Origin of the sequence: Herbiconiux sp. UC225_62, from assembly GCF_042694625.1 — a bacterium.
GTDB lineage: Bacteria > Actinomycetota > Actinomycetes > Actinomycetales > Microbacteriaceae > Herbiconiux.
Genome location: NZ_CP170551.1, coordinates 3,952,067 through 3,963,517 on the forward strand (window position 1 = coordinate 3,952,067; position 11,451 = coordinate 3,963,517).

The window sequence follows — 11,451 nt, forward strand, 5'->3', positions numbered from 1 at the left end:
CCGGATCAGGACGGCTCGGCGGATGCCGCGGGCCGGGTCTTCGAGTAGGCGGCTCGCACCAGCAACCAGGTGACCCAGAGCATCCCGGCGTAGAGGGGAACGCCGAGGATCAGCTTGATGTAGCCGAGCAGCTCGGTCTGGGCGGTGAGGTACAGCGGAACCTCGAAGGCCAGTCGCGTCGCGAACAGGCCCACCCAGCACCAGGTCGCCACCAGCACCACGCGACCCTTGGCCCGGTCGGTGCGGTAGCCGCCCGGATCGTTCACGAGGAGGCCCACGATGATGCCGATCAGCGGTCGGCGGGCGATCAGAGAGACCAGCAGCACCACGAGGCAGACGACGTTGATCACGATGCCGAGCACGAAATTGTCCTCGGCCCGACCCGTGAACAGGGCGAGACCGGCCGAGATCCCCACGCCCAGAAGGCCGGCGACCGCCGTCATCACGGCACTCCGGGTGACCAGCCGGATGATCACGAACACCACCGACAACGCCACCGGCGCGGAGACCGAGAGCACCAGGTTCTTGGTGACGGTGAAGATCACGAGGAAGGCCAGGCCCGGCAGGATCGACTCGATCAGCCCGCGCACCCCGCCGATCGCCTTGAGCAGTGACGAACTGGTCGGCGCCTCACCGGGCGTCACCGCGCCGATGCCGGAGTTGCGGGCGGCCTGGGCGAAGGCCTCGTGGAAGGTGACCGGGCGGCTCTCGCCGGAGTCCGGGTCACCCGGCACGGATGCGCGGTTCGCGCCCGGGTCGTCGGCCATCGTCAAGAGGCGGCCGGGGCGGCGCCGCCCGAGGCCGCGGTCTTCGGGATGGTGAGCGGGATGAGGTCGCGCGGCGGCATCGGCTGCGAACCGCGCACCACGACCACGCTCCGGAACAGGTCTTCCAGAGCCGTCTGCGCCGCCGGGTTCGTGATGGCGTCGCCCGCGATCACACCGCGGAGCAGCCAGCGCGGCCCGTCGACCCCGACGAAACGCGCGATCCGCAGACCCTGGGTGCCGTCGGGCGCCGTGGCCGGCACCCCGGCCACGAGCTCGGGCCCGAACACGCCCACCTGCGTGGTGCTCTGACCGCCCTGCTTGAGGATCTGGTCTTCGATCTGCTCGCGGATCTCGTGCCAGAGTCCGGTCGATCGTGGGGCGGCGAAGGCCTGCACCTGCAGCGTCGACCCGGCGTAGTCGAGGCCCACGGCCACCACACGGTTGGTGCCCTCCTCGACCTCCAGGCGGAGGTGGAGCCCCTCGCGGGGCAGGATCTTGAGGCCGCCGAGGTCGACGTAGGGGCGCGCCGGATTCGCCTCCGTCGCATCGAAGGGTCCCTCGGTCGCTCGGTCGGCCGGCGCGGACTTCGCGTCGCGGTCGACGTCGGAGGCAGCGGCATCCGTGGCCTCCACGAGCTCGCTGTCGGCCTGTTCGATGTCGGGCTGGTCGTCGCCGGGGACGATGTCTTTGTCGCTCATGACTGGTTTCCGTTCGTAGGCGACGAGTATCCGGTGGAGCCGAAGCCGCCCTCGCCCCGATGGCTCCCGGGGAGCGTCTCGACGGGCACGAACACGGCTCGGGTCACCGGCATCACGATCAGTTGCGCGATTCTGTCGCCGACGGCGATATCGTACGGCACCTGGCTGTCGGTGTTGAGGAGGATGACCTTGATCTCGCCGCGGTAGCCCGCGTCGACGGTTCCCGGCGAGTTCACCACGGTGATGCCGTGCTTGGCGGCCAGGCCGCTGCGCGGCACGACGAAGGCGACGTAGCCGTCGGGCAGGGCGATCGAGACGCCGGTGCCGACCATCCGCCGCTCGCCCGGCGCCAGGGTGACGTCTTCGCTGGAGAGCAGATCGGCGCCCGCGTCGCCGGGGTGGGCGTAACTCGGCACGTTCTGCGCGGTGATGAGGATCTCGGTGGAAGAAGTCACGAGTCGAGGGTAGTGCAGAAAGGATGATCGAATAGAGGCATGTCGCACTATCGGGAGAGGCTCTCTCCTTCGCTCTGGGTCTTCGTCTCCATCGCCCTGGTGGTGCCCGCGAGCATCATCGTCTTCGCTCCACTGACCACGATCAACGGCTGGCTCGTGGGCTCGGTGGTGGGCGTCGTGCTCTACGTCGGGCTCATCGGCACGATTTGGGCGATGGCACCGGTGCTGGACGTGACGGGCGGGACCGTTCGGGTGGGTCGCGCGACGATCCCCGCCGATCTTCTCGGCGAATGCACGGCTTACCGGGGCGAGGAAGCCCGTGAACAGCGCGGCCGGCTGGCCGACGCCCGGGCCTGGCTCTGCATCCGGGGCTGGATCGACCCGGTCGTTAAAATGCAAATCGCCGATCCGCAGGATCCGACACCGTACTGGTTGGTGTCGACCCGGCGTCCCGGCGATTTCATCGATGCCGTGCAGGCCTCGCAGCGCTAGGAGGCGCACTCCACGCAGATCGCCCCGAGCTTCTCCTCGTGATCGATCTGCGAGCGGTGCTTCACGAGGAAGCAGCTGATGCAGGTGAATTCGTCGGCCTGCGGGGGCAGGACGACGACATCGAGATCGAGGTCGGAGAGGTCGGCGCCGGGCAGTTCGAAACCACCCGGGTTGTCGGCGTCATCGACGTCCACGACGCCGGACATCTTGTCCGGAACTCGCTCCTTCAGCGCTTCGATCGAATCGGAATCGTCATCGGTCTTACGCGGTGCGTCGTAATCAGTCGCCATGCCCATCCACTTCTTGAATACAGCCCATTAACGAAATCGGCGGCGTTAGTTTGCATCAAACGGGCGGGAATAGCAAACCGTCGCATGAGCAGTTATTACTCACGGCCCTTGCAACTTGCGGCACGCCCGGAACATTCCCGGTTCGCGGGGCTTCTCCGTGGCATCCTGTCAGCGAACAGTGACCTCTGGAGGCCTTTCACCATGCAGGATTTGACGGTAATCGGAGTCGAGAACGGCGCGTTGCTCGTGTCGAGCGACGGCGGCGAACGTTTTCGGATCGTGATCGACGACGTCCTCCAATCGCGGCTGCGTCAGGGGGTGGCCGCGCAGGCCACCGGCAAGAAGGTGTCGCCGCGCGAGATCCAGACGCACATCCGGGCCGGACTCTCGGCGTTCGAGGTGGCCGAGCTCACCGGGGCATCGGTCGAATACGTCGAGAGGTTCGAGGGCCCCGTGGTGGCCGAGCGCCAGTTCATGGTCGATTCGGCCCTCCGCGTTCCCGTGCAGCCCACCGCTCCCGCCGACCCGCTCGGCGAAGAACCGCTCTCCACCTTCGGCGACGCTCTCGAGGAGCGCCTGGAGGGTCTCGACGCGAAAGACGTGCGTTGGGCCAGCTGGAAAGACGAGACCGGATGGATCGTGAAGCTCACCTTCAGTTCCCGCGAGATCGAGCACGACGCCCGCTGGCAGTTCGATCCGAAGCGGCACGCGCTCACGCCCCTGAACAACGAGGCCACCACCCTGTCGCGGCACGGTGAGCTGAGCGAGGGCCTCATCCCGCGACTCCGCGCCGTGTCCACGACCGAGAGTGGTGACGAGCGCTTCGACAGCGGGTCGTTCGCGCCGCTGGAGCGGGTCGTCCCGCCGACGAGCGCATCTGCCTCCGCAGCCGAGACGACGACGGAGATGGATGCCCCGGGCAGCGACTCCGAGCCGGTCGCCGAACCCGCCGCCGGCGCGGGCACCGGCGCCACCTCGCTCTTCGCGGCGGCGAGCCGCCCCGCCAAGGAGCAGCAGCGCCCCTATGACGGCTTCGCCGTGAAACGCGCGCCCGACACGGCCGACACGGCCGATCACAATCAGACCGCTGACCTGCTCGAGGCCCTGCGTCGTCGACGCGGGGAGCGCGAGGCGGCGGCCTTCGAACCGGCGCACGACGAGGAGCCGGTGTTCGGCGGCCCGCGCCCGGTGCCGATCGATCCGATCGACACCCCGCTCGAAGGCCTGGAACCCGAGGTGATCGTGCCGCAGCCCGCGCAGCCGGGTTCGGCGTCGACGTCGTCGGGAGCCGGCGGACCGTCCGGCAAGCAGTCGTCGCCGAAACGTCAGCGAGCGGCCATGCCGAGCTGGGACGAGATCGTCTTCGGGGCGCGCTCGGACGACGATCCGGCCTGACCGGATGAACCGCGAGTCACGGTAGCCGTCACAGGGCGAGTCGGTACGTGCCGGCGCGGAGCAGGGGGACCAGCGTCTCCTCGGCCGTCATCGAGCCGTGCTGCCCGATCATCGACTGCCCCGCCGTGTCACCGTCGCGGCCGTCGTAGTAGGCCACGAGCTTCCGCGCCGCCACGATGACGTCGCCGATCCGCGGTGCGACCTCGGGGTCGACCGGACCGAACCAGCCGGCGTCCATCGCCTCCTCACGGGTGGCGATCCACGCGCGCTGGCCCTCCCGAGCGCGCCAGGCGTCGGCCAGCCGCGCGCGCGCATCCGGCGTCGCCCCTGGGCCCAGGTAGAGCTGGAGGCAGCGCGGGTCGCCGCCCACCTTCACCACGCCGTCGACCAGTTCGGGCGTCTCTCCGAAGAGGATGTGCCCGGTCGCCGGAACGTCGACCACCCCGTGGTCGGCGGTGAGCAGCAGTCCTTCGCCCCGGCGCAGCGTCGAGGTGAAGCGCGCGTACTCGGCGTCGAGCAATTCGAGCGTGGCGAGCCAGCGATCGGATTGCCAGCCGCGTGCGTGCGCGAGCTGATCGAGCTCGGGAACGTAGAGGTAGACGAGACGGCGCCCGCCCTCGTCGAAGAGGCGACGGGCAGCGGCGAATCGTTCGGCGATCGACCCGGCGGCCACGTAGTCGGCGCCGCGCAGGATGGCTCGGGTGAGACCGGAACCGGCGTACTTCGCCGGACCGATCGTGTTCGATGGCACCCCGGCGGCGCGGAGCCCCTCGAACACGGTGGGGAGCCGCTGCCAGGTGGCCGGCGGCATCGCGTCGGACCAGCCGGACAGCTGGTTCACGACCTCGCCGAGCTCGGGCACGAGCGCGGTGTACCCCACGATGCCGTGCTCGCCGGGCCGGCCACCGGTGGTCAGGGTGGCCAGTGCCGCCGCCGTGGTGGTGGGGAACCCGCTGGAGATGATGGTGCGCTTGGTGAGGCCCGCGTTCATCGCGCGGGCATGCCCGGCACGCGAACGGAGTGCAGCCGAGCCGAGTCCGTCGACCAGCACCACCACGACGCGCTCCGCCGGCGGCAGCTCCAGGCGGTTGGGCTCGCCCCCCAGCGACGACACGCAACTCGGCAACACGTCGGCGAGCGTCGGCTCCCCGGCGGCCCGCGTCGGTAGCATGGTGGACATTCGGCCCAGTCTGGCACACGACCCCGGTCGTCGCCCGATGCCCTCCGCGCCGGCCGGAATCATCCGGAACCACCCCGACACGCTCGAGAAACACAGGAATGACCGCAGCCAAGAACGATCCCACTTCCACCGATGCTGGCACGGGCCCTGAGAAGATCCTCGATGTCGACGTCTCGACGGAGATGCAGGATTCGTTCCTCGAATACGCGTATTCGGTCATCTACTCCCGCGCCCTGCCCGACGCCCGCGACGGCTTGAAGCCCGTGCAGCGCCGCATCCTCTACATGATGAGCGACATGGGTCTGCGCCCCGACCGCGGTCACGTGAAGAGCGCCCGCGTCGTGGGCGAGGTGATGGGAAAGCTCCACCCGCACGGCGACACGGCCATCTACGACGCCCTGGTGCGCCTGGCCCAGGCGTGGACGATGCGGGTGCCGCTCGTCGACGGCCACGGCAACTTCGGCTCCCTCGACGACGGCCCCGCGGCCTCCCGCTACACCGAGGCACGGCTCGACCCGGTCGCCATGGCGATGGTGGAGAACCTCGACGAAGACGTCATCGACTTCGTTCCCAACTACGACAACCAACTGCTCCAGCCGGATGTGCTGCCTGCCGCCATCCCGAACCTCCTGGTGAACGGGGCGAGCGGCATCGCGGTCGGCATGGCCACCAACATGGCCCCGCACAACCTGATCGAGGTCGTGGCCGGCGCACGCTACCTGATCGAGAATCCGGATGCCTCGCTCGACGATCTGATGTCGTTCATCCCCGGGCCCGACCTGCCGGGCGGCGGCACCATCGTGGGACTCGCCGGCGTGCGAGACGCCTATGAAACGGGCCGCGGCAGCTTCAAGACACGGGCGAAGGTCACGGTCGAGAACCTGAGCGCCCGCAAGACCGGTCTCGTGGTGACCGAGCTCCCCTATCTCGTGGGTCCGGAGAAGGTGATCGCCAAGATCAAGGACGGCGTGACCTCGAAGAAGATCCAGGGCATCAGCGACGTCACCGACCTCACCGACCGCACGCGCGGCCTCCGCCTCGTGATCGGCATCAAGACCGGGTTCAACCCCGAGGCGGTGCTCGAGCAGCTCTACAAGCTCACCCCCCTCGAAGACAGCTTCAACATCAACAACGTCGCATTGGTCGACGGCGGGCCGCTCACCCTCGGGCTCCGCGACCTGCTGATCGTCTACGTCAACCACCGCATCGAGGTGGTGACGCGGCGCACCCGCTTCCGCCTCGACCGGCGGCGCGAGCGTCTGCACCTGGTCGAGGGGCTCCTCATCGCCATCCTCGACATCGACGAGGTGATCCAGGTCATCCGCACCAGCGACGACACCGATCAGGCCCGGGTGCGCCTGATCGACGTCTTCGAGCTCAGCGTGCTGCAGGCCGACTACATCCTCGAACTGCGGCTGCGCCGGCTCACCCGCTTCTCGCGGATCGAGCTCGAGGCCGAGCGCGACAAGCTGCGCGAGGAGATCGCGCAGCTCGAGGCCCTGCTCGCCGACCCGGCCCTCATCCGTGCCACCGTGTCCAACGAGCTCGAGGAGGTCGCCGAGAAGTTCGGCACCCCCCGTCGCACCCTGCTCACCGAGGCACGGCCCTCGCTCGCCACCACCTCGAAGAAGGCGCAACCCGTTCTCGAGGTCGCCGACGTGCCGTGCACCGTGTTCCTCAGCACCACCGGGCGCGTGGTGCGGGTCGACCGCGAGGAGGGCGACGAGGACCGCGCCGACGGCCCCACGGTCAACGTGCGCCGCAGTAAGCACGATGCGCTCCGCAGCCAGGTCGACACCACCCGTCGCTCGGAGGTGGGCGCGATCACCGACACCGGACGGCTCATCCGGATGCCGGTGATGGACCTGCCCGCGGTCCCGGCGAACTCGGTGCAGCTCGGCGCCGGCGTGAAGGTGGGCGACTACCTTGCCATCGACTCCAAGCGCGAGAAGATCGTCGGGCTGGTCTCGCTCACGTCGAACGTGCCGATCGCGCTCGGCACCGCTCAGGGCGTGGTCAAGCGCGTCACGGCGGGCGCCTACCCGGCGCGGCCCGACTTCGAGGTGATCGCTCTGAAGCCCGGCGACTCGGTCGTGGGCGTCGCCCAGCACGCCGAAGAGGACGAACTCGTGTTCATCACCTCGGATGCGCAGCTGCTGCGCTTCTTCCAAGCCAGCGTCCGGCCGCAGGGTGTGGCCGCGGGCGGTATGGCGGGCATCAACCTCGGCGCCGGGGCCACCGTGATCTGGTTCGGTTCGGTGCCCGACGGCGACGACGCGGTCGTGGTGACCGTCTCGGGAAGCACCTCGACCCTCGCGGGAACGGATGCCGGTTCGGGCAAGGTGTCCGACTTCGCCGAGTTCCCGCCCAAGGGCCGGGCCACCGGTGGCGTCCGCGCTCATCGCTTCCTGAAGGGCGAAGACGTGCTCACCGTGGCCTGGGCCGGCCGTGCACCCGCCCTGGCGGTGGGAACGGATGGCGCCGCCCGCACGCTCCCGGACGCCGGCGCGAAGCGCGACGCCTCAGGTGTGGCGCTGACCGGCGTGGTGGGTTCGATCGGCGCAGCGCGCGTCTAGCGGATTCGACACTCGGGACCTCGGACCCCCGGGGCAACGAAAACGGCCCGCCTCGCGATCAGATCGCGGTGCGGGCCGTTTCGGAATCCGGTTACGGGCGCTCGTTCAGCTTCGCTGACTCGTCGTGCCATCCGGTGGCCACCTGGGAGAGCTTCTCCTGGTACTTGCGCCCGTGGTGAGCGCAGAAGAGGAGTTCGCCACCCGAGGGCATGTCGACGCGGATGTAGGCCTGGGCACCACAGCTGTCGCAGCGGTCGGCCGCTGTGAGCTGATAGGCGTTCTCCAGATCGGACACAGCGCTGGTTTCTGCTGCAACTGACTGCATCTTCGGCTCCTTAGCGACTCGAACGTGAACTGGCTGGTAGTCACATCAAAGCACTGTTCTGTAACGGCCAAGCCACAATCCGCTGTGTTTCGCTGTGCGCGTACCGGGAATACACCGAGGGTGTCGTGCGCCGGTACGCCCGCCTGAGGCGGTTAGCCTTGGAGATCGGAACGCCCGCGTTCCCCCGCGACACCCGAAGGAGACCCGGTGGCATCACCGTCCGACTACTCTGCCCGGCACCTGTCCGTCCTCGAAGGACTCGAGGCGGTTCGCAAGCGGCCCGGCATGTACATCGGCTCCACCGACTCGCGCGGCCTGATGCACTGCCTGTGGGAGATCATCGACAACTCGGTCGACGAAGCGCTCGGCGGCCACGGCACCGATATCGACGTGGTACTGCACGACGACGGCAGTGTGGAGGTGCGCGACACCGCGCGCGGCATCCCGGTCGACATCGAGCCGAAGACCGGCCTCTCCGGAGTCGAGGTGGTGTTCACCAAGCTGCACGCCGGGGGCAAGTTCGGCTCGGGGTCGTATGCGGCATCCGGTGGTCTGCACGGCGTGGGCGCCTCCGTGGTGAACGCCCTCTCCGAGCGTCTCGACGTCGAGGTCGACCGCGACGGCAAGACCTGGGCCATGTCGTTCCACCGCGGCGAGCCCGGCATCTTCGACGACAACGGCGGCCCGGTGAGCCCGGATGCGCCGTTCACGCCCTTCGAGAAGAAGAGCGAACTGCGCGTGGTCGGCAAGGTCGCTCGCGGCAAGACCGGCACCCGCGTGCGCTACTGGGCCGATCGGCAGATCTTCACCCGTGGAGCCGAGTTCCAGACCGACGAACTGACGGTGCGCGCGCGCCAGACCGCCTTCCTCGTGCCCGGGCTCAAGATCACGATCGACGACGAGCGGGGCGAGGAGCCGCGCCACGAGTCGTTCCGCTTCGAGGGCGGCATCTCGGAGTTCGTGGAGCACCTCGCTCCCGACTCCCCGATCACCGACACCTGGCGCATCCAGGGCACGGGTACCTTCACCGAGACCGTGCCGGTGCTCTCCGAGCACGGCGCGATGGTGCCCACCGAGCTCTCCCGGGAGTGCGCGGTCGATCTCGCGATGCGCTGGGGCATCGGCTACGACACCGAGTTCCGCAGCTTCGTCAACATCATCTCCACGCCGAAGGGCGGCACCCACCAGGCCGGTTTCGAGGCCGGGCTGCTGAAGTTCCTGCGGCAGGCCGTCGAGGCCAACGCCCGCCGCCTCAAGGTCGGCAACGACAAGCTCGACAAAGAAGACGTGCTGGCCGGGCTCACCGCCGTGCTCACCGTCCGTCTGCCGGAGCCGCAGTTCGAGGGCCAGACCAAGGAGGTGCTCGGCACCCCGGCCGTGCGCGCCATCGTGTCGCAGGTGGTCACCAAGGGTCTGGCCGACCGCTTCGGCTCTCCCAAGCGCGACGACAAGGCGCAGTCGGCGCTCGTGCTCGACAAGGTCGTGGCCGAGATGAAGTCGCGTATCTCGGCGCGCGCCCACAAGGAGACGCAGCGCCGCAAGAACGCGCTCGAGTCATCCACTCTGCCGGCGAAGCTCGTCGACTGCCGCTCCTCCGACGTGGCGCAGAGCGAGCTGTTCATCGTGGAGGGCGACTCGGCCCTCGGCACCGCGAAGCTCGCGCGCAACAGCGAGTTCCAGGCGCTGCTGCCCATCCGCGGCAAGATCCTCAACGTGCAGAAGGCGTCGATCGCCGACATGCTCTCCAACGCCGAATGCGCCTCGATCATCCAGGTCATCGGAGCCGGCTCGGGCCGCTCCTTCGACCTCTCGGCCGCGCGCTACGGCAAGATCATCCTGATGAGCGACGCGGATGTCGACGGCGCGCACATCCGCACCCTCCTCCTCACCCTCTTCTTCCGCTACATGCGGCCGCTCATCGAAGACGGCCGGGTCTATGCCGCCGTGCCGCCGCTGCACCGCGTGGTGGCCATCAATCCGGGCTCGAAGCCGAACGAGACGATCTACACCTACTCCGAGGCCGAGTTGAACGCCGTGCTGGCCGCGCTCAAGAAGTCGGGCCGGAAGTACCAGGACCCGATCCAGCGCTACAAGGGCCTCGGGGAGATGGATGCCGACCAGCTCGCCTCCACCACCATGGACAAGCGCTACCGCACCCTCCGCCGGGTGGGCGTGGCCGACGCCGCGGTGGCGGAGAAGATGTTCGAGCTCCTGATGGGCGACGACGTGGCGCCGCGCAAGGAGTTCATCATCGCGGGTTCGGACAACATGTCGCGCGACCGCATCGACGTCTAGCTGTCAAGCCCCGGGGAGCAAGCCCCCGGCGGGGTAGCGTCGCCCTCATGGAGCACGCGAGCTGGCGCGAGCGCAGTCGTCTCGTGCGGGCCGCGCGGCTGCTCCGCACGCGCCGGCCGCGCACCTTCACCGAGAAGGTGCGCTACAAGATGCTGCGCGATCATCGGCCGTTGATCGTGACCTTCGCCGACAAGGCCGCGGTGCGCGATCACGTGGCCTCCCGGATCGGCCCCGGCAGACTCCCCCGCATGCTCGGCCTCGTCGACGACCCGGCAGACCTGCGCACGCTCGATCTGCCGGAGAGCTACGTGGTGAAGCCCACCCACGGGAGCGGCGCCTGCATCGTGGTGTCGCCCGGAGCGCCGGCCGACGCCTCGATCCCTCCCGCCGGTTCGCTCTGGGGCTACACGCATGTTCGGCCGGAGGCGGTCGCGATCGACCAGCTGGTCGCGACCGCCCGCTTCTGGTCGGCGCAGCTGTACGGGCAAGGCCCGAATCGCGAGTGGGCCTACGGCCCGGTACCGCGGCGGGTCATCGTCGAGGAAATGCTCACCGGCGCCGGCGGCGGCATCCCCGACGACTACAAGCTGTTCGTGTTCAACGGGCGCTGCCGCTTCATCCAAGTCGACGGCGGCCGGTTCGGCGGGCGCACCCAAGACTTCTTCGACACATCCTGGGAGCACCTGCCCTTGAGCGGAGGGCCTGCCTGGGCGGAGCCGTCCCCTCCCCGACCGCGGCGGCTCTCCGAGATGGTCGCCATCGCCGAGACGCTCGGACAGGACACCGATTTCGTCCGGGTCGACCTCTACCATCTGCCCGAGCGGGTCGTCTTCGGCGAGCTCACCAGCTATCCGGCGGGTGGCGACAGCCCCTTCCATCCGGCGAGCTTCGATGCCGAGTTCGGTCGCGAGTGGGTCGTGCCCCGTCGCTATCGGTGAGATCCGGGATGCGAGCAGACGCCGAGCGGAGTGATTGACG

At 68.9% G+C, this 11,451-nt stretch carries 11 protein-coding genes; 5 read left to right on the forward strand and 6 right to left on the reverse strand.

From position 1 onward, the window contains the following. Window positions 1–5: 5 nt before the first annotated feature. Genes ACFJGU_RS19295 through dut form a run of 3 tightly spaced genes read right to left on the reverse strand, consistent with a single transcriptional unit; the run spans window position 6 to window position 1,920 of the window. Window positions 6–767, reverse strand: a complete 762-nt coding sequence (locus tag ACFJGU_RS19295) for a DUF3159 domain-containing protein (RefSeq protein ID WP_382305748.1) — start codon at window positions 765–767, stop codon at window positions 6–8. A 2-nt stretch (window positions 768–769) separates the two neighbouring features. Then, window positions 770–1,465 (reverse strand): DUF3710 domain-containing protein, encoded by a 696-nt coding sequence (locus ACFJGU_RS19300; RefSeq protein WP_382305750.1) that lies wholly within the window; start codon window positions 1,463–1,465, stop codon window positions 770–772. Next, window positions 1,462–1,920 carry a dUTP diphosphatase gene (gene dut, locus ACFJGU_RS19305; protein WP_382305752.1) on the reverse strand — a complete coding sequence of 153 codons (459 nt, stop codon included), beginning with the start codon at window positions 1,918–1,920 and terminating at the stop codon, window positions 1,462–1,464. Before dut ends, ACFJGU_RS19300 begins: the two co-directional genes overlap by 4 nt. A gap of 39 nt (window positions 1,921–1,959) precedes the next feature. On the opposite strand from dut, the gene ACFJGU_RS19310 reads away from it, so the two are divergent. Then, window positions 1,960–2,412, forward strand: coding sequence for a DUF3093 domain-containing protein (locus tag ACFJGU_RS19310; protein ID WP_382305754.1), 453 nt, complete (start codon window positions 1,960–1,962; stop codon window positions 2,410–2,412). Here the strand turns inward: ACFJGU_RS19310 and ACFJGU_RS19315 are convergent. After that, complete coding sequence (locus ACFJGU_RS19315; RefSeq protein ID WP_022897746.1) at window positions 2,409–2,702, reverse strand: DUF4193 domain-containing protein; 294 nt, start codon at window positions 2,700–2,702, stop codon at window positions 2,409–2,411. The genes ACFJGU_RS19310 and ACFJGU_RS19315 overlap by 4 nt on opposite strands. A gap of 201 nt (window positions 2,703–2,903) precedes the next feature. Between ACFJGU_RS19315 and sepH the strand changes: the two genes are divergently transcribed. Continuing rightward, on the forward strand, window positions 2,904–4,097 hold the full coding sequence (gene sepH / locus ACFJGU_RS19320) for a septation protein SepH (RefSeq protein WP_382305756.1): 1,194 nt from the start codon (window positions 2,904–2,906) through the stop codon (window positions 4,095–4,097). A 28-nt stretch (window positions 4,098–4,125) separates the two neighbouring features. On the opposite strand, the gene ACFJGU_RS19325 is transcribed toward sepH, so the two are convergent. Further along, complete coding sequence (locus ACFJGU_RS19325; RefSeq protein WP_382305758.1) at window positions 4,126–5,277, reverse strand: alkaline phosphatase family protein; 1,152 nt, start codon at window positions 5,275–5,277, stop codon at window positions 4,126–4,128. A gap of 98 nt (window positions 5,278–5,375) precedes the next feature. On the opposite strand from ACFJGU_RS19325, the gene ACFJGU_RS19330 reads away from it, so the two are divergent. Then, a complete protein-coding gene (locus ACFJGU_RS19330) occupies window positions 5,376–7,853 on the forward strand; it encodes a DNA topoisomerase (ATP-hydrolyzing) subunit A (protein WP_382305760.1) in 2,478 nt (825 codons plus the stop codon). 91 nt (window positions 7,854–7,944) lie between these two features. Here ACFJGU_RS19330 and ACFJGU_RS19335 read toward each other — a convergent pair whose 3' ends face one another. Then, entirely contained in the window at window positions 7,945–8,178 is a 234-nt protein-coding gene (locus tag ACFJGU_RS19335; RefSeq protein ID WP_092552672.1) for a hypothetical protein, read from the reverse strand. Window positions 8,179–8,385: 207 nt separating this feature from the next. Between ACFJGU_RS19335 and ACFJGU_RS19340 the strand changes: the two genes are divergently transcribed. Further along, the gene (locus tag ACFJGU_RS19340) at window positions 8,386–10,473 is read left to right on the forward strand and encodes a type IIA DNA topoisomerase subunit B (protein WP_382305762.1); all 2,088 of its coding nucleotides are present in this window, start codon (window positions 8,386–8,388) and stop codon (window positions 10,471–10,473) included. 47 nt (window positions 10,474–10,520) lie between these two features. Continuing rightward, window positions 10,521–11,411 carry an ATP-grasp fold amidoligase family protein gene (locus ACFJGU_RS19345; protein ID WP_382305764.1) on the forward strand — a complete coding sequence of 297 codons (891 nt, stop codon included), beginning with the start codon at window positions 10,521–10,523 and terminating at the stop codon, window positions 11,409–11,411. Window positions 11,412–11,451: the final 40 nt, after the last annotated feature.

What these genes read in the sequence shown, in the direction of transcription:
- ACFJGU_RS19295 (WP_382305748.1), bottom strand. Translation starts at nt 767, where the DNA reads ATGGCCGACGACCCGGGCGCGAACCGCGCATCCGTGCCGGGTGACCCG.
- ACFJGU_RS19300 (WP_382305750.1), bottom strand. Translation starts at nt 1,465, where the DNA reads ATGAGCGACAAAGACATCGTCCCCGGCGACGACCAGCCCGACATCGAA.
- ACFJGU_RS19310 (WP_382305754.1), top strand. Translation starts at nt 1,960, where the DNA reads ATGTCGCACTATCGGGAGAGGCTCTCTCCTTCGCTCTGGGTCTTCGTC.
- ACFJGU_RS19315 (WP_022897746.1), bottom strand. Translation starts at nt 2,702, where the DNA reads ATGGCGACTGATTACGACGCACCGCGTAAGACCGATGACGATTCCGAT.
- sepH (WP_382305756.1), top strand. Translation starts at nt 2,904, where the DNA reads ATGCAGGATTTGACGGTAATCGGAGTCGAGAACGGCGCGTTGCTCGTG.
- ACFJGU_RS19325 (WP_382305758.1), bottom strand. Translation starts at nt 5,277, where the DNA reads ATGTCCACCATGCTACCGACGCGGGCCGCCGGGGAGCCGACGCTCGCC.
- ACFJGU_RS19330 (WP_382305760.1), top strand. Translation starts at nt 5,376, where the DNA reads ATGACCGCAGCCAAGAACGATCCCACTTCCACCGATGCTGGCACGGGC.
- ACFJGU_RS19335 (WP_092552672.1), bottom strand. Translation starts at nt 8,178, where the DNA reads ATGCAGTCAGTTGCAGCAGAAACCAGCGCTGTGTCCGATCTGGAGAAC.
- ACFJGU_RS19345 (WP_382305764.1), top strand. Translation starts at nt 10,521, where the DNA reads ATGGAGCACGCGAGCTGGCGCGAGCGCAGTCGTCTCGTGCGGGCCGCG.